The organism is Geobacter sp. AOG1, assembly GCF_019972315.1.
In the GTDB taxonomy this organism is placed as follows: Bacteria; Desulfobacterota; Desulfuromonadia; order Geobacterales; family Geobacteraceae; genus Geomobilimonas.
Genome location: NZ_BLIZ01000001.1, coordinates 2,773,860 through 2,791,690 on the forward strand (window position 1 = coordinate 2,773,860; position 17,831 = coordinate 2,791,690).

Here is a 17,831-nt window from a genome sequence, read left to right on the forward strand (position 1 = left end):
AGCCCGGAACGGGCAAGGAGTGACACATGAGACTGACACACGTGAATGTCACAAAATGTATCCCGGTGCCGATGTCCGTGAAAAGGTTCCTGCGCTCGGTGCGGTGGCTCCTGGCACTGATAGTCGGTTGCGGTCTTTTAGCGGTGCAGGGGGAGGCCGCCAAAGATACCCCCGTCAAGCCACCCGTTCCGGGCGGCGATTATGTCGTCATCGGCTGGAACGATCTCGGCATGCACTGCATCAATCCGAGTTTCAAGGACCTGGCGATCCTCCCTCCGTACAACAATCTCTGGGTCCAGGTCATCAAGCGGGGAGACCCGCCGGTAATCGTGACGTCGGGGATAACGTTGGAATACTCGATCGTCAACAACACTACGGTGATCAACAAGACCGATTTCTGGCAGCACGCCAAGCAGCTTTTCGGCGTCGACCTGCCGGAGGGGATCGGCCTGACCAACAACGGCCTGTCGGGAACGATGAAGCCTATGGGCAACCACTTCGAGGCGACCGGGATCCCGGTGCTCCCCTATGACGACAACATGAACTGGAACCCCTACCAGATCGCCACAGTGAAGATGAGGGTGGCCGGCAGCGGGATTCCGCGCAAAATCCAGGTCGTCCTCCCGGTATCCGATGAGCTGAATTGCGCCTCGTGCCATGCCCAGGGTATGGACGCCACGGTGAATCTCCCCAACGACGGCACCGATTCCGTGGATGTCAACATTCTGATGGTCCACGATTACTACCACGGCTCCAAAGGTGTCACAACCACCGGCCCCGATCTGATGTTGGAGAGACCGGTCCTGTGCGCCTCGTGCCATGCCGACCCAGCCCTCGGCAAACCGGGGGACGGGACGTCCAAACCGCTCTCCCAGGCGATTCATGGCTGGCATGCCACCCGTCTTAATGATCCGACTGCCGGTTGCTACTCCTGCCATCCCGGCCAGAATACTCAGTGCCTGAGGACCGGCATCAAAGGGATGGGCTACCTTGGCGAAACGCCGTCGTGCCAGACCGGTCTCTGCCATGGCGGCATGCAGCAGATTGCCGACTCCATCGGCAAGGAGGGCAGGGAGCCGTGGCTCCAGGAGCCGACGTGCGAACAGTGCCACGGGAGCAACGTCGCGACCGGCCAGGACCTCTATCGCCATGCGAGGGGGCACGGCGGGCTCATGTGCGCAGCCTGCCACAACAGCCCCCATGCCTGGTGGCCGTCAAAGATGTGGGCCGACAACACCCAGACCGTGAAGCTGCAGCATGCTCCAACCGCTCTCGGCGATTGCTCTGTCTGCCATACGAGGAAACTCGAAGGGCGCAATCCCCACGTAACCTATTACCCTGTCACCGGTACCCCCCCCTAACAGGGAGATAACCGGCCAACGCACATGAGCCTGAGCCCGCCCTCCGGGGCGGGTTTCATCTACCCGGTCATTATTTACGCATACATTGTGACACAATTTCTTTTATGTAATTACCACTACGAAAGGAGGAAATCATGAAGACAAAGGGAATCAGCCGGAGGAAGTTCATCGCCGCGACATCTGCTGGGGTTGCCGGTGTCTATGTCGGTCTTCACGCCAGCCTGGCCCGGGCCATGATGGGAAGTGGCGGTATGGGGGGCGGAGGTATGGGGGGCGGCATGGGCGGGACGACGACGATTATCGATCCCCCGCCGGGAGCGGCGTTCTTCGACATTCCCGACGCCACTAAAAACAGCGCGGGGGCCTACGAACTGCTGGTGCAGGAAGCGAAGCTCCGGCTGAACGGTACCCCGGTGACCCTCCTCACCTACAACGGCATGTACCCGGGCCCGGTCATCCGGGCGGCCAAGGGTGACATGCTCAAGGTGCGCATGGTCAACGGGCTGCCGAAAACGACCGCCACCAACATCCTTGGACATCGGCGCAATATCACCAACCTCCACACCCACGGCCTCCACGTCTCGCCATCGGGAATGGCGGACAACATGATGATGATGGCGGCGCCGGGCGAGGCACTCGATTACGAATACGATCTCGCCTTTGAGGAACCGGGGCACCTGAATTTCTATCATCCCCACGTGCATGGCACGGTTGCCGAGCAGTACTGGGGAGGGCTCGCCGGTCCGCTGGTGATCGAGGACAAGGAGGGGAGGGGGGCCGGGCCCCTTGGCGGTTACGAGACCCATGTCATGCTCATCAAGGATATCACCATCAGCAGCGGTCTTCCGGAGCCGTACACCTCTACCTCCCAGTACATGCGGGGGAAGGAGGGGAACCTGGTGATGGTGAACGGGCGGGTGAACCCGGTTCTGTCGATCCGGCCGGGGCAGGTGCAGCGGTGGCAGATCGTCAACGCCTGCAACGCCCGCTTCCTGAAGCTTTCCCTCGACAGGCATTCCCTCTGGCTGGTCGGGACCGACGGCGGACTCCTGGACAAGCCGTACCAGCTATCCACTATACTCCTTGCGCCGGGAGAACGGATCGATGTCCTGGTCAAGGCGGACCAGGCGGGCGGGTCCTTCAAATTCCTGTCGCTCCCGTACGACAGAGGGATGAGCTCTCTGCAGCAGATTACGCTCCTGACCCTTGCCTATAGCGGAATTTCAGCCAGCGACACCCTTCCCCTAACGGTAAATCCGGCAGCTACAAGACTGAACATGAACTTCTCCCTCCTGCCGCGACGGCAGATAACCCTGAGCATGATGATGGGAAAGGGGTATATCAATGGCATCTCGTTCACGGGGATGGACAAAGCCTATACGATCATGTCCAAACTCGGTACGTACGAGGTCTGGCAGATAGTCAACCAGAGCAACATGGATCACCCGTTCCATCAGCATGTCAACTCGTGCCAGGTCCTCTCCATTTCCGGTGGCGACAGCAGCTATGCCTCGCTCTATACGACCATACCCGCCTGGAAGGACGTGGTCACTGTCCCGAAAATGGGGAGCGTCACCATGCTCGTGCCGGTCACGGATTACGACGGAATGACCATGTTCCACTGCCACATTGTCGAGCACGAGGATATCGGTATGATGGGTGTGTGGGACATCATGATGATGTAACGTTATTTAAATTAGTCCCGTTTCGTCGGTTGCAGGTGTTCCGACTCAATCGACGAAACGGGATACAGGAGGGGGCAAATCAGAACCTGCATATATCAACTTGTAACGTACTTTACATAATATATCTTATGGGACGTAAAATCTCGGAGGTCTATTATGACAAAGTGCACGAAAAACCCCGCCAGCGGCTGCTCTGGCCCTGCTGCTTGTTCCAAGAAACACGTTGAGCTGCAAATCACCTCCATGCATCACGGCACCGGCGACGTTCAGGAAGCGTTTTGCGTTTCGCATTGGACGCCGGAACAATTTGACCGCCTCCAGTCGTTGTTCCAGGAGAACTCCAATTTTTCTGTTCCAGATCCTGACGGCAAAAAAGGACCGGCTAGTAATACGGTCCTTTACCCTCAAATTGTAATCCCCGGTCCAGTATGTTATCGACACTCACTGCGCGGAAGAATTCTTGTCTCACCCCCACAAGGACATACCAGGAGCTGCAGTGTCCGCCAAAAACCGCTCAGAACGCAAATTTGGAAGCCGTCTATTTCGCCACCCGGTACCCGACCATCTCGATTACTACGTATTCGCACCGGTTAAGGCAGTTGCCGCGCCAATCACGCTGAATCATGCTCAGCCTCCATCTTGCTGTTCGCGTACCTGTTGCGCACGAAACTTATGTGGTCCCGGAGCACATAGAATTGCTCAGCGTAGGCAAGTGGCATTTTCATTTTATTTACTTCGGCCTCGATGTCGTCGAGCCGCTTGAGCAGTTCTTTCCGCTCCGCCGGCTCCGGCTGTGCAAGCATGTTTCGTTCGAGTGTGATTAGGATGCCATACCACCGGTAGATGCGCGATCTGATGCGCCAGCTGTAAATCGACGGCACCAGCTTCAACCCGGGGATCAGCAGCACGATGATCGGCACCACGACCACCAGCAGACGGTCCACCAGGCTAGCCAGCCAGAACGGCAGGTTTCGATAGAGGAAGCTCTTGCCCGATGTGTAGTAGCGCCGTGCGTCATCGCTGATACGATATTCATGCTCCAGTGGCGCGGGAAACTCTCCCGCATTCTGCAACAGTTTGGCGCCGCTATGGACTTCCCGCGCTGCTTCGATCAGCATGTCAGAAAGCGCGGGATGCAGATTATCGCGAGCAACGAGTTCGACGGTAGGTCCGATCAGATGGATGTCCTGGGGGGGAATGTTCTTGCCAAAATCGAATGCTCCCATGGGAAGATCGAGTTTGGACAGATAGGGAAAACGGCGTGCATATGCATCAGCCTGCGCGAAATTGAGGAGCCGGATGCCGGGTGTCCACAAAAGCGTGCGCATGATTGGCGGCGTAGCCGAATCACCCATGAGAAACGCGGCATCGACTTTGTTCCCGATCAGGGCCTGAGCCGCGTCTTCTCCCCCCAGGTTCAGGAGTTCCGTAGCGCCACCAGGTTCGATCCCATTGGCCTTGAGCAGAATCAAGGCCAAGGCGTGCGTCCCGCTTCCCTCCGGTCCGATCGCAAGACGTTTGCCGCTCAGCTCGGAAAGCCAGGTTACGGGTGCCTCCCCCCGGTAAAAGAGCGCGAGCGGCTCATGAAATACGCTCCCCAGAGAAACCAGCTTGTCCACCGTCACCCCGGCAGTCAATCCACCTTGAACAAAGCCGACATCGACGCGATACTTCGGGTCATTCAGTCGTTTAAGGTTCTCCAGCGACCCTTCAGATGGCAAGATACGCAGTTTGACGCCGTTGCGCGCCAGTATCTTGCGATACTTCTCGGCCGTGAGCTGAAACGTACTGCCGGCCGGACCGCTGGTGATGGTTATAGTGTCAGGTGGCGCAGGGCGCATGATCCAATAGGCAGCCGCAATTGCAACGATGGTGAGGAGAATCAAAGGGCCTGCCGTTACCGTAAGATCGCGCAGGGAGATGCCAACGAAGCGGGCCACAGGGCGAATGGAAGCGATTTTGCGCACGTAGTTTCGAGCTGTCATTCGATAACCTCAGCTTGGCTGTATTCTTACCAATCAAACGCCTCAAGCTTCCGTGCGAGCTCCACGACCTTGGCCACCACCAACTCCTCGAGACGGCGTCCCTTATCGGCCGTCGCCTTGGTCGGATCACCCCAGACCCCTCCCGGCCAATATTTCTTCTTGTCCCGCACCAGGATCCCACCTGGCGGGAAATGGGGGAATTCCCGGGTACCGGTCCCCTTGACCAAGTGCGGATGGGTGTGGAGAATGCGGGAGGTTTCGATCTCGCCTGCATGGGAATCACCGTCGGTCTCCACGATGGGAGCGCCTTCCCTGCTGGCCAGCTCGTACTCGGTCACCACCGCCATCCGGATGTCGGTAAACTCAGCGATCAGCTCTTCCCCGGCATCCTGGAGTGCCATTCGGTGTGCGCCACCGGCATGGCCGGTAAGGACGATGAAATTAAATAGCCCGTGATTACGAAGAGATGTAACAATATCTTTCAATAAATACTTTAAGGTAGAAGTGGTAATGGAAATAGTGCCAGGGTGTCGAGTGGTGGAGCGACAGTTGCCATAGTGAATCGGTGGGGCCACGAAGAGCGGTATCTGGAGCGCCGCCTTTTTTCCCACTTCGTATGCCTGAATGGTGTCGGTAGAGAGCGGCAGATGGCTTCCATGCTCCTCCACCGAGCCGAAGGGGATAAAGACCGTCCGGGTCCGCTCCACCCCCGCCGCAAACTCCGTCATGGTCATCTCTTCGATAATCATCTTTCACTCCTGGAGGCCGGGACTCGGGATCCGGGACCCGTAAAACCCATATGTTGGTTGTTAAGTTTTTGAAGTTGCGGGTCCCCGGTCCCGAGTCCCGGATCACGGCTCTTTATGGGTCCCGGCCTCTACAGCTGTCCCATGAACCGGTGGGTCTGTGGTATTACCCTTACCTCAGCTAACTGCCTGCAGGCAAGTTCCTGCAGTTCCAGCACCAGTTTGGGGGGTATGGTCACCCCCCCTTCCCGGTCCGTCACCGGCTGGAGGATGAGGGGGATGGTCCGGTCAATGGCGGCGATGGTCTCGCAGGTGCGGGCGATCTCCCACTCCTCGGTGCAGGAGCCGATTACCGTCTTGACGAAGAGTTTCTTGCCGCGGGCGACCCGGAGGAACTCGCGATGGCGGTCCCACAGGTCGCCGCAGTTGGAAGTGGAGGGAAGCTTGATATCCATGCTGATGTGGTCGATCTGGTGGATGACGCTGTCCAGGGCGCTGTGGAGGACGCCGTTGGTTTCCAGGTAGATGGGGAGGTGCCGGCGGAGGGCCGGCAGCCATTCCTGCAGGGTCTCGTGGTTGAGGAGCGGTTCCCCCCCCGTGAGGCTGAGTGAATGGTGGAGACCCGGCCATCCCCGTTGCCACCCTTCCAGGATGCCAACGATCCGGTCAAGGGAAACGGGGTTGTCGGCCGGATGAAAATCACGCCGCCCCGGTGTCCCCTCCAGCTGGCAGACCGCAGGGGGGGCTGGGTTGACGGTATCGCAGTAGTCGCAGGAGAGGTTGCAGCCGTGGAAGCGGAGAAACACCTGCCGCAGCCCCACCATCATCCCCTCCCCCTGTATGGAGGAGAAGAGCTCGATGCAGTCGGCGGTTCGATTGCTCATGGACAACCTCGCATCTTCACTCTTCATAGTACGACGCGCAGGCCATGTCCGATTCCCACACCGTCACCATCACCACCTTGATATTGTCGGTGTTGAGGCGGCGGGAGAGTTCGTCGTACACGTAACGGGAGATGTTCTCCGACGAAGGGGAAAGTCCGACGAAGGGGGAAAGCTCGTTCAGGTACTTGTGATCGAGGGTCTTGAGGAGGGTGTTGGTCTCCGACTTGAGGATCTTGAAGTCGATGCCGAGCCCCGACTTGTCCAGTTCCCGGGCGGTGACCGTCACCTCCACCTTCCAGTTGTGGCCATGGAGATTTTCGCAATCCCCCTGGTAGTGGACCAGGTTGTGGGCGGCGGCGAAGGAGGTGAGGATTTTCAGTTTATACATAATGGTGTCCTTTGATTGATAGTTTTGATTACTCGACCCGATAGCCGTTAACCGCATTATCAGACGCCCCTCAGAATAATGACTATCTAGGGAAAATCTGCGCGTACCGCGTGAAGTTTTATGGGGAGCTGTTGCTGATACAGCATGAAATCATTATCTGTCGTAAAAATTGGCAGATCGTTTCGAACCGATAGAGCACAGAGAAGAAAATCAGTATTCGAGCCCTGAATGCCCTTCCCACGACTGAGGTTGAAAAACTCAGCAGCCAGTTCGTAATCGGCGGTAGTGGCCGGCAGATCCGCAAAGGCCCGTAAGTGTTCACGCAGTTGCGAATAGCGGATGGTATCCTTGATTCCGGACAGGAGTTCCTGGCGAATTGGCCCTGTCATCTGCACCCTGAATTCCTTGATAAGTTCCCTGAGTTCAAGCACAGCAGGCAAATCCTTGCCATCATTACGACGGAGTGCCAGAGACCAGACGCATGTATCTACCAAAACCTTCATTGCCGTTTCCGCTGGCTTTTATAGTCGTAGTCAGGATCGAAGTCGACGCCATGAAACAGTTCCAGTATCCGCATCTGCTTGCGGCGCTGGATGTATTCCTCCAGAGCTTCGGTCACGACAGCCTTTTTGGTCGACTTGTTGCCTATAACCCGTGCCTCTTCGAGAAGTTTATCGTCAAGTGCAAGATTGGTCGCCATATCAACACACTCCTTTACACATGAATCTACACCATCATATGTGTAAGGTCAAGCAAGACCCTGTGACTCGGGACTTGCAACGGCAGGTGGTTTTCAGATGTTACTCGTTCCGAGTCCTTTAGTCCGCCTGCTGGGTCCGAACCCCGGACTTTAAGCATCTGGCTACTTCCCTGCCAGCTTCTGCTCCCAGCGCCAGGCGTCGGCCACGATGGTTTCCAGATCGTCGAATTGCGGCTCCCAGCCGAGCATGCTCCGGATTCGGTCGGCACCGGCGACGAGCTCCGCCGGATCCCCCGGCCGGCGCGGCGCCTCAGCAACGGGGAAGTCGATGCCGCTCACCTCTTTAACCACCCGGATTACCTCCCGGACGCTGCTCCCCCTGCCGTAGCCGACATTGAAGGTATCCGACCCCCCTCCCCTTTTCAGATGGGCGAGGGCTGCCAGGTGGGCCGAGGCGAGATCTTCCACGTGGATGTAGTCGCGGATGCCGGTCCCGTCGGTCGTCGGGTAATCGGTGCCGAAGATGCTCACCCCCTGTCGCATCCCCAGGGCCGCCTGGCAGCTCACCTTGATGAGGTGGGTCGCCTCCGGGGTCCGCTGCCCCATCCGGGACAAGGGATCGGCCCCCGCGACATTGAAGTAGCGGAGCGCAACATAGCGCAGACCGTGGGCCAGGGCCGTGTCCCGCAGCATCCACTCGCTCATCAGCTTGGAGGTGCCGTAGGGGTTGATGGGGAGAGTCGGGCTCGACTCCGCCGCCACTCCCCCTTCGGGGAGACCGTACACCGCCGCGGTGCTGGAGAAGATGAACCGCTCCACACCGTGCCGGACGCAAGCCTGGAGCAGGCGCAGGGTATTGGCCGTGTTGTTGGAGTAGTATTTCAGGGGGACCGTCACCGATTCGGGTGCCACGATGGCGGCGGCAAAATGAAGCACCGACGTGATGGCATGGGAACGGAACAGCTCGTCCAGCCTCTCCGTATCCTCCAGTTCACCCACCACCAGTTTCTCGCCATGAACGAGGGCGTCCGGGCTCCCGGTGGAGAGGTTATCGTACACAATGACCCGGTGCCCGGCCTCGGAGAGCTGCCGCACCACGTGGCTGCCGATATAGCCGGCACCGCCGGTGACCAGAATAAGTTCAGTACTCATGGAGTAATATTCCTTTCTTAAAGGCCGGGACCTAAAGAACCCGGGACTCGGAACCCGGGACCGGTAACCTCTAAAACCCGGAACGAGCCGTTAATCCATAATGGCCTTCATATTTTTAGCCCACTCAAGGGCTTCTGTAAAGGTAAAAACAAGACCGACGCGGCTTGTAACGTATCCGTGCTTTTACCATTTAATTAATAGCTCTGGCGGCTCTTTTATTTCTTGCCTAACAGGGGTCGGTCAGTGTATGTAAACAGTGATAAGTTCGGTTCATACAACGTTTGAGGTGCAGTTTTGTTCGATTGGAAAAACGAGAAACAAACAAGGGCCGTTTGTGCCGGTTACCGACCGGTGCTGCGGCCTTTTTTTCATGCGGCGGGTACAAAGAGGATTGGCGAGGTGGGTCGTCGTCTGCTGGTTTACGCCGCAGACAGCTCATCGACATGCGCAGAGGGGTGTCACTATGAATAAACGGGTAATTGAGGCAGTACGGGCACAGACAACGCTTTTTCTCATGGCACTCATCCTGCTCACTTCCTGCGGGTTTGCCTATGGGGGAACCAGCCGGGAAAATAACCAGGCCCTGCTCCTGCCACCGTCGCAAGAGGACCAGGCCGTACTCACGCGCCGCCTCCAGACCGCCAAGCGGGATATCGAGGCCTTCCGGATCTTCGCGGAGAATTTCCGCAGCAACGGCGATTCCAAGGCGCTCGCCCAACTCCAGTACCCCGTGGACGATTTCCTGAAAAAGCATGTTGATAATCTCCTGGCCCAGAGTATGCAGCTTGCGACCCTTGAAACCATTCGGCTGACGGCGGAAATCATGTTCATCAAGGCGCGCGTTTTCCTGTACCTGAACCGGGGTGACGCCGCCAGGAGCGTCGTTGCTGAGATGAAGAACCAGTTCGGCTCCTACCAGAAGATGTCGGTCGAGCTTCCCGGCAAGACCACCACGCTGGACGAAGGGATACGGCTGCTCGACGAGGAACTGGCGAAGGCCGTCACTACCGAGCGAAAATAAAGGAGTGCGCTGATTATGGAGTTTTTTGGCATCATCACGATAAATCCTGAGAGCTTCAACGTCTGGTCGCTGCGGATATCCATGTCGCTGACCACGTCCATCTTCTTCCTCGGGGTCATCATGGCCATACGCGCCTTTCTCCACGCCAGAGGGGGCGATCCTGCCCATCTCGACCGGGTCAAGAGCCAGGCGATGTCGCCGACCGACGGTCTGGCTGAGAGCGTCGCGAAGATGCTCTGGTCCACGGCACGTGACGAGGAGCAGAGGGGGCACGGGGCGCCCCAGGCGTTCCTTCAGGATGCCACACGCCAAGTGGCGGAAAACGGCTACGACGGCCGCTATGTCAACAAGATCTACATGTGCGCCAACCTCCTTCCCCCCATCGGCCTGTGGGGAACCGTTGCCGGCATGATCGTGATCTTCCTCTATACCGGCGATCCCACCAACGCCCTCAACAAGGGAGCCATCGGCACCAAGCTCTGGTCGACGTTCCTGGCCCTGATGTATTACGTCATTCTCGAGTCGATCTGCCTCTTCCTGACCATGCATTCGAGAAAAAGCATCGACCGCGGGCTGAGGGTGAAACTGTAAGGAGGGACGATCGATGGCCATGAAACGTATCGCACGTCACACCTGGCTTTTTTCCTTCACGGATGTCGCCTTCCTGCTCCTGCTGGTGTGGACCCAGGTCGCGCGGCTGAATACGGCCGCAACCCCCGTGGCGGAAATGCAGCTACCGGCCCCGGTCGTGGCGAAGAACCCGGAACTGACGGCACTGAAAACCTATAAAGAGTACCAGCAGGTGCTCATCGAGAAACATTCCGAGCGGCCGTACCGGTTGACTCGCATCGTCAGCGGGAAGGAGGTGTCGCGGAGCGAACCCATGACGTTCGCGGAACTGGCCTCGGCCCTGCATGTGGTTTACCGCGAGCGGAGCGGTACCCCGCGCCCCGTAGTCGTCCCGCTCCCCGAATCCTTCAGCAGTGACCTCCTTCAGGCGGCAGCGCTCGTCAGCAAGCTCTGGAACGTAAAGGAGAGCGCTGTGGTCCACCTGGAGAACGAAGGAAAACGATGAGCCGTCTGATTCGCATGGCCTATGGCCACGGCGGGACCAGATTGGAGCGCATCCTCGTCACCGCTTCTCCTGCTGAAACAAAGCCCATGCCGCGTTGGCTGCAGCTTTTGTTGCTGGTTTCCTGGATCGTTGCCCTAGTCCTGTTCAGCCGTTACGCAGTTCATACCATCCCGCATCAGACGACAGCCATCGACACGAGCCGGCTGGAGCTGATGCCACCCCCCGCTCTACCCGAACCACCGCATGTCATGCCGGCCGAACCACAACCGCCGGCGCCGCTGCAGAGCGAGCAAAAACCTCAGGAACGACCGCAGGAGGATCTGCCCCCCACCATTAACCGGCCCGCTCAGCGCGCTCCCGAGGCCATAGAGTACCAGCCGCGCATTGCCCGGGAAAGGGCGTCTGCAGTCACCGACGTCGGAGCGTCGGCAGCGCCCCAGGTGCGGCGGGGTGCCGCCATGAACGAAACAGCGGCCGAACGGACGACCATCACGCGGAGCCGGGGCGCCTCCACAGCCGAGGCGCCTGCTGCCACGGAACGGATTGCCCCCCTGCGGCGGGCAAGGGGAGCAGAAGGAACGCCGTCGGCATCGGAACCGGAACTTCGACCGATCACCCGCAAAGAACGCACGTCGGGGACTATTGCGGGGAGCACACAGCAGGTGATGGCTGCACGGGAGCGGACGGCTGGGGTGGCTGGCGACGAGAAGGGAAGCTCGTCCCTCTCCCCCGCCCGGGGAGTATCGTTCGCGAGCCTGGAGATATGCGCCAGCCCCCGGGAAGAGGAAGAAAAGATTACGGCGGTACTGGGGGTCGTCGGCGGCCGGCAGAGTTGCCGGAACGGGTCGGGCGAGTACCGGTTCACGGGGACCCGGCGAATTTCGTCGTTCAATCTCATTATTTTCCCCGCCAAGGGACGTAAACCAACCAACAGATGCGAGGAACTGGAAAATGCGTACAGGTGCCTTGAAGCCCGTTGACCTACGGGTCGTTTTCCCGCTTGTGGTCCTGCTCAGTCTGCTGGTGGGAGCGACGGCGGCGCACGCGGCCGAAACGAAAAAGAAGAAAACCGGGACCGCGGCGAAGTCCTCCACGGCAATAAAGGCCGAACGGCCGCAGCCTGCGGCCGTGCCGATCAGGGAGTGGGGGCCGTATCTCGACGTGGCTTACGAACTCACCTACTGGGACAGGACCGAAATCAGGGAATGGCGTGAAAAAAGCGAGCGGCAGATCGGGGAGACGCTCGCAGCCTACATCACGGAGTGGAACGGCAAGCTGGCGGATTCTGCCGACAGCACCGGCGCCGACAGGGTGGACAACCGGCTGCCGATATACCGGGAGCGCGATTACCTGCGGCTGGCCATCGCCCTGACCGTCGATTACCTCCAGAGCGAGAACCTGGAGAGTCTGAACAGCGCCGAACAGATCCTCGACAAACTGAAGGAGAAGGCGACGATGCCGGAGGTGGCGTTCTGGACCGGGTTCGTCAAGGCGCTGCAGGCGATGGAGGTGAACGACTCCCCACAGTTCGTCGCCCGGGTCTTCGATATCTGGAACAACGCCGTCATGTACATCGAGCAGGGAACTGCCGGCACTGCGCCAAGAACGCCCAGCGGCAAGAGCGCCCCCTACCTCTACCGCAACATTGTCAATCTGGTGGTCAACCAGGCGATCATCGAACGGAAAATGCGAGATCTCAACGCCCTGGGGCCGCTCTTCCTCATGCTGCGGGACCGGGACCTGGCGGAAAAAGCCGACGAAGGGCAATACATGACGTCGCTGGTCCGGCGTATCGCGGACGGCTTCGCGGCCCCCGATGCCGACCGTTACCGGCTCAACTTCACCGTGGCGGTCACCGAGGCGCAGCGGCTGCAGAAGATTGCCACCGCCAAGCTCGATACCCAGGGGATGACCGACGAAGCGCAACGGGTTTTCGAGCAGTCGCGACTCTTCGACGATTATGCGCTCAAATGGGCCTCCTCCCACCGGAGCAGCGGGGCAGCGCTGGCGATTGCCGACTACCTGGATATTACGAGCTTCGCCATCCAGCGCCTGGCCGACAACGGTAAAGCGCCCGCCTACCCCTTCTTTGCCATGCTCCCCGCCCACGACGGTTCATCCACCCTCCTCAAGGCGATGGACATCTTCAACGACCTAGCCGCTTATACCAACGGCGGCTGGGAAAAAGCGGGCTACGCAAACCGCGAACTCTATCTGAAGGCAACCCACCGGCTCTGGCGGACCATCATGGAACTCGCCCTCTGGACGGGCGACTTCTACCAGCTGAAGCTCGACGAAGCCACCGATCCCCGGACCATTTTCGCCGTCGCTGCTCCGATGCAGGCGGTTCTCAATTCCTACCTCGACTTTTTTGCCGCCCAGACGAGCACTGCCTTTCCGGAGGTCGTCCCCGACTCCGCCTGCTTCGGAGCCGCCGAGGCGGCGGAAAAGCTCGCCCATGCCTACCTGCGCACCTACACCTACAGCACGGACAGTGCCAGTTACAACCTCTGGTTCGTCCACCGTCTGCAGGCAGCAGAACTCTTTCCCCTGGCACCACGGGAAATAGCCCAGTCCGCAGCCGTGCTCCAGCGCGACGGCCGCTACAATCTCTTCCTCGATTACTTCCTCCCCTTGGCGGACCGCTTCAAACAGTCAGCCGCGGTGCAGAAGTGGCTGGAGGGCCAGAACAGCGACACGGCGGCGGCAGTTCGTGCATACGCCGGCACCATCGACCGGGTGTTTGCCGATCCCGGCGGCAGGAGCAGTGCCGGCCGAATCGCCGACGCCACACCGTTCCAGCGGTTGCGGGAAGAGTTGCAACGCAAGCCGGACCATCCGGTGCACAAGCTCCTGAAAGACTTTTACGTGGAAGAAATGGGCAAAGCCACCCCCTATACCCGGCTGCTGAAAGATGCGAACCGACTCGGCGGAAGGCTGTAGCCCCCCCTGTTTTCTGCTTCACACGACCCGATATGATGACGCGAGGACCTTTTATGCGAGTTATCCGAAGTCTGCTCCTGGGCGCGCTGCTGTCATGCTCCCTCCCCTTTGCCGCCTCCGCTGGTGAAACCTCGCCGGCGCACGAGTGGGATGCGGTTCTCGACAGAATCAGCGCCTCTACCTGGCACGGCCGGGCCGAGCTGAATGCCGAACTGCAACAGCACGAGGCACGCATCAAGCAGGACCTCCCCGGCTACATAACCGCCTGGGAACAGCGCCTGGCTGTCCCGATCGCCTATACCGACAAGAAAAGGACGGGGGACTCCTGCGGACCGCTCACCTACTGCGCCGCCGACTTCCTCGACATCCGGAAACTTGTTCACCTACTGCGGGAGCGAAACGAGCCGGTGGCGCGCCTGCTCTTCGACAAGCTCTCGCCGGAAGCGCAGCAGGCCATCACTGCATCCGCCCCGCCCCCCCTTCCCCCGGGGCAAAGCGGTGCCACGAGTGCAACTGCCGGTGCAACGGGGGCCGCGCTGGAAAAAGCGGCACAACTTCTCCCCGGCGAGCTGACCCGGATCGTGCGGGAGGAATCTCTCTACACTGCGGAGCGCTTCACGGGAGTACGGCTCTCCTTTACAACCAGAAGCCTCGTCTCCGAGCACAACGATGCGCAAAACCGCGTCTGCATCAACAAAAGCCTCCTCAGCGAGACGTTCCCGGAGGAAATGGCACACAACTTCAAGTGCGTCATCCAGAAGGACGAAACCTACCGGCGGGTGGTTGCTGCCAGAACGGTCCAGTACCTGCGCACGGGAGACACCAAGACCCTTGCGACGGGGATCGCCCTCAGCGAAAAATTCGAAGACAAGCTCATGTACACCGACTTTGCGTTCTGGTACTACTACCCGCGGATGCTGGACGACGTGCAGACCGGCAATGAGGTCGCGCTGAAGTACGACGCCTATGCGCTGCTGAACGATGCCGTCCTGGGGGGAGAGCCAACGGCCGCAGCGAAGTCCGGTCCTGCCGAGCTGGAGCGACGTCACTACGGCTGGAACCTCGCCGATGTTGTCCTTGTCAGGGCGATCATGGAAGGACGCATGAGCGGCCTTGAATCCCTCGGCTCGGCCATCTGGCTGCTCGGTTACCGTAACGAAGCACCGGCCGGCAGCGGGCCGGAGAGAGAGCTGGCGCTGCTCCTCACCGATGTGCGCAGGTACCTGACCGGACCCGACTCCGACAATTTCCGCCTGAACTATGCGGTTGCAATGCGCGAAGGGATGCGCCGCTACGCCCTCCTCATCCGTGCACTCGATACGAATGAAGGGGGCGCAGCCGCCGAAAAGCTCTTCAACGAAGCCCGGAAATACCTGCGGCTCGCCTATGAATGGGCGGAAACCGGCCAGGGCAGGGCCACGGCCGTCACGAACTATCTGGAGCTCATCAACCTGGCGCAGGCGCGGATGAAAGACATGCTTCCCCCTACTGCCTATGCGGCTCTGGCGACAAGCCCGGGCAAAGCCAACGCCGATACTGCGGTCGTCCTGTATCACGAAATGGCTGCCCGGGAAAACGAGGGGTGGGACCAGCTGCGCTTCGTAAGCCGCAAGTCCTACATCGACAGTTCCCAGAAGCTCTGGAACGCACTGCGGCGGAATACGGTCCTTGTCGGTGACTACTACCTGCAACGGATGGACAAGGAAGATTTCCAGAGCGTCATGGACAACGCCGAGCCCGCGGAACGGGCGCTGCTGCGCTACGTAAAGCTGTTCGACGAGTTCACGGCCAATGGCCACCGGGAAATCATGCCTGATTCGGCCTACTTCGCCGCTGCGGAGTGCCTGAAAATGCTGGCGCAGTTGAAGCGCATCGAGTACGCCTACAACAACAAAATCGAACTGCACAACCAGTCCATCACCTACCTGCTAAAGGCGATCGAAGTGTATCCGTACGACGACAGCATCAACGTCTATGCGGTGATGAGCAAGAACATCAACACCCCTCTCGTCAACCGGTCGCTGGATAACGTCCTGAGCAGGATGGTCGCCAACCCGGTCACCGCCAAATGTCTCGACAGTTCCCGAGGCTTCTGTGACCGCAGCCTCACGCAGACCATCGAATGGAATATGTACAAGGCAAAGAACAACCTGTCCGGAAGAACCGACATTGACCGGCTTGAGGAACTGAAGGCCCTGGTCCGCAACGTGCAGGAGGGAACCCCCGCACCCGGCCCGGACACACGTGCGGCCGATGCCGGCCAGATGGCACCTCAAAAGGCGAATACCGCCGGTCGCGACACCACCAGTGGAAATCAGCGGATGTACCGGCTCGCGGAGCGCTACCTCGCCGTTGCCGAACAACAGGCAACGCTCGTGGCGGAAGCCCGTAAACAACTCGTAAGGAGCATAGCCGAAGGGGTTGGCTTTGCAACAGCTCCCGGTGCCGACGACCGTCTGCTGGCGAAAAAAGACGAAGCGGAGAAGATCAATGCTGAGCTGCTCGGCTCGTGCACAGCTTACCAGCAGTCACCGCGAAACGCGGGGGATGGCAATGGCCTGGCCGACGCGGCGAAGCTGGCCGCCCTCGCCACCGACGTTTCCCTGTACCAGACTGACCAGTTGATCGACCTGACTATGCGGAAAAAACTTTACGAACTGCGCCTCTTGGACAACCACCCCATGCACAAGATGCTCAAGGCATCCTTTTACGCAAACTGATGCCGGCTTGCCCAGAGGTGATCACACCCATAAAAAAACCGGGGCAGAGATGCCCCGGTTTTTTTGTCCTGCAGTATGTAAGAACCCGTCGACCTAAGGAGCCGACATGATAACCTTCAGCCCGTTGTCGGTTTCGGTGATCCGGTAGGGGAGGAGTTTCCCTTGGGCCGCATCGAGAACGATCCGGAGGAAGTTGGGATGATTCCCGAAGCGGACGGCGAGGATGCCGAATTTATGGACCGGTACCCTGGACGCTCCCAGGCCGTTGACCGCGTTGTTGATGTCGATGACCAGCCGGGAAGGCTGGGACAGGGTGAAGGTCTTGTAATTGGTAATCCGCCCGGTTGCGGTTATCTCCAGGGCATCCTGGTCGATGGATATCCCGGTAACCATGATTTTTCCCGCCGGCGCGTTCTCTCTCCCTGTGCCCGTTAGTGTGACCGGTCCCGCCTCCGTCGTCTCTGCCAGCGCGGCAGGTGCCGCAACGGGAGCCGGCTCGATGGCGGGGGCGGGTGCAGGTGCTGGGTGTTTCGCGGCGACGTGCTCCGGCGGGGCCGTCACTACCCACTCCTTCGCCGGGGGGACGGCAGCAGCGGCTGGCCGGTTCTCCCGGCCGAAATACCAGGTAAGTCCCACCGCCGCCTCGTAGTTTAGGTGCTTGGCGTAATCGATGGTACCGATCTGCCGCACCTCGCCCCGCAGTGCCACGTTGTCGGCTACGAAGAGCTTGGCGCCGAGTCCCGCGTTCAGGAGGGCGCTGGTCCGGTTCCGGTACGTGGCAGAGCCGATCTCCTGCTTCACGCCCCCCCCCGCCACCAGGAACGGGACGAACGTCGAGCGGGGCATGAGGTAAAGGAGTGCGTCGGCCCGGTAGAGGTAGGCTTCGGCCTGCCGGTTCGAGGCGCTCGATGGCTTCCGCAGGGTCGATTTCGTATCCACATAGCCGAAGGAGCCTTCGACTCCCACATACTCCGTGATGTCGTAGCCGAGGCGGACCAGCAGTTCCGGCCCGGCGTCCAGGTGCTCCTGGCCGTCGAAGACGTAGCCTCCCGCCCCCACGGTAAGGGCAACTTCCCCCCCCTTGATGGCGGCGGCGGCCGGCATGGCCAGCGCCAGAGTCACGAGCAGTGCCAGCAGCACAAAAAATCTCTGGGACATAGTACCTCCTCTG

The 17,831-nt window shown here is 59.7% G+C and carries 16 protein-coding genes; 8 read left to right on the plus strand and 8 right to left on the minus strand.

The genetic code is table 11. The features are described 5' to 3' along the window. The first annotated feature begins 26 nt into the window (after positions 1-26). Both LDN04_RS12605 and LDN04_RS12610 read left to right on the plus strand, forming a co-directional pair. On the plus strand, positions 27-1,361 hold the full coding sequence (locus LDN04_RS12605; protein ID WP_223911060.1) for a hypothetical protein: 1,335 nt from the start codon (positions 27-29) through the stop codon (positions 1,359-1,361). A 134-nt stretch (positions 1,362-1,495) separates the two neighbouring features. Next, positions 1,496-3,046, plus strand: a complete 1,551-nt coding sequence (locus LDN04_RS12610; RefSeq protein ID WP_223911063.1) for a multicopper oxidase family protein — start codon at positions 1,496-1,498, stop codon at positions 3,044-3,046. A gap of 611 nt (positions 3,047-3,657) precedes the next feature. Here LDN04_RS12610 and LDN04_RS12615 read toward each other — a convergent pair. The 7 genes from LDN04_RS12615 to galE all read right to left on the minus strand — a co-directional run bounded on the left by LDN04_RS12615 (position 3,658) and on the right by galE (position 8,901). Then, the gene (locus LDN04_RS12615; protein ID WP_223911065.1) at positions 3,658-5,013 is read right to left on the minus strand and encodes a TAXI family TRAP transporter solute-binding subunit; all 1,356 of its coding nucleotides are present in this window, start codon (positions 5,011-5,013) and stop codon (positions 3,658-3,660) included. Between the two features lie 44 nt (positions 5,014-5,057). Further along, entirely contained in the window at positions 5,058-5,780 is a 723-nt protein-coding gene (locus LDN04_RS12620) for a creatininase family protein (RefSeq protein ID WP_223911069.1), read from the minus strand. Positions 5,781-5,908: 128 nt separating this feature from the next. Beyond that, the gene (locus LDN04_RS12625) at positions 5,909-6,661 is read right to left on the minus strand and encodes a 7-carboxy-7-deazaguanine synthase QueE (protein ID WP_223911072.1); all 753 of its coding nucleotides are present in this window, start codon (positions 6,659-6,661) and stop codon (positions 5,909-5,911) included. A 16-nt stretch (positions 6,662-6,677) separates the two neighbouring features. Next, positions 6,678-7,049 (minus strand): 6-carboxytetrahydropterin synthase QueD, encoded by a 372-nt coding sequence (queD, locus tag LDN04_RS12630; protein WP_223911074.1) that lies wholly within the window; start codon positions 7,047-7,049, stop codon positions 6,678-6,680. 86 nt (positions 7,050-7,135) lie between these two features. Next, the gene (locus LDN04_RS12635; RefSeq protein WP_223911077.1) at positions 7,136-7,552 is read right to left on the minus strand and encodes a PIN domain-containing protein; all 417 of its coding nucleotides are present in this window, start codon (positions 7,550-7,552) and stop codon (positions 7,136-7,138) included. Continuing rightward, the gene (locus LDN04_RS12640; protein ID WP_223911080.1) at positions 7,549-7,749 is read right to left on the minus strand and encodes a type II toxin-antitoxin system VapB family antitoxin; all 201 of its coding nucleotides are present in this window, start codon (positions 7,747-7,749) and stop codon (positions 7,549-7,551) included. Before LDN04_RS12640 ends, LDN04_RS12635 begins: the two co-directional genes overlap by 4 nt. A gap of 162 nt (positions 7,750-7,911) precedes the next feature. Then, entirely contained in the window at positions 7,912-8,901 is a 990-nt protein-coding gene (galE, locus tag LDN04_RS12645) for a UDP-glucose 4-epimerase GalE (protein ID WP_223911082.1), read from the minus strand. A 463-nt stretch (positions 8,902-9,364) separates the two neighbouring features. Between galE and LDN04_RS12650 the strand changes: the two genes are divergently transcribed. Genes LDN04_RS12650 through LDN04_RS12675 form a run of 6 tightly spaced genes read left to right on the plus strand, consistent with a single transcriptional unit; the run spans position 9,365 to position 16,660 of the window. Next, positions 9,365-9,922, plus strand: coding sequence for a hypothetical protein (locus tag LDN04_RS12650; protein ID WP_223911086.1), 558 nt, complete (start codon positions 9,365-9,367; stop codon positions 9,920-9,922). Positions 9,923-9,937: 15 nt separating this feature from the next. Continuing rightward, entirely contained in the window at positions 9,938-10,513 is a 576-nt protein-coding gene (locus LDN04_RS12655) for a MotA/TolQ/ExbB proton channel family protein (protein WP_223911088.1), read from the plus strand. Positions 10,514-10,526: 13 nt separating this feature from the next. After that, positions 10,527-10,997 (plus strand): hypothetical protein, encoded by a 471-nt coding sequence (locus tag LDN04_RS12660; RefSeq protein ID WP_223911091.1) that lies wholly within the window; start codon positions 10,527-10,529, stop codon positions 10,995-10,997. Further along, a complete protein-coding gene (locus tag LDN04_RS12665) occupies positions 10,994-11,977 on the plus strand; it encodes a hypothetical protein (protein WP_223911094.1) in 984 nt (327 codons plus the stop codon). The genes LDN04_RS12660 and LDN04_RS12665 overlap by 4 nt, the downstream gene beginning before the upstream one ends. Next, positions 11,949-13,940 (plus strand): hypothetical protein, encoded by a 1,992-nt coding sequence (locus LDN04_RS12670; protein WP_223911097.1) that lies wholly within the window; start codon positions 11,949-11,951, stop codon positions 13,938-13,940. The genes LDN04_RS12665 and LDN04_RS12670 overlap by 29 nt, the downstream gene beginning before the upstream one ends. 53 nt (positions 13,941-13,993) lie before the next feature. After that, a complete protein-coding gene (locus tag LDN04_RS12675) occupies positions 13,994-16,660 on the plus strand; it encodes a hypothetical protein (RefSeq protein ID WP_223911100.1) in 2,667 nt (888 codons plus the stop codon). A gap of 93 nt (positions 16,661-16,753) precedes the next feature. Here the strand turns inward: LDN04_RS12675 and LDN04_RS12680 are convergent, their stop codons facing one another. Then, the gene (locus LDN04_RS12680; RefSeq protein ID WP_223911103.1) at positions 16,754-17,818 is read right to left on the minus strand and encodes an outer membrane beta-barrel protein; all 1,065 of its coding nucleotides are present in this window, start codon (positions 17,816-17,818) and stop codon (positions 16,754-16,756) included. Between the last annotated feature and the right edge of the window lie 13 nt (positions 17,819-17,831).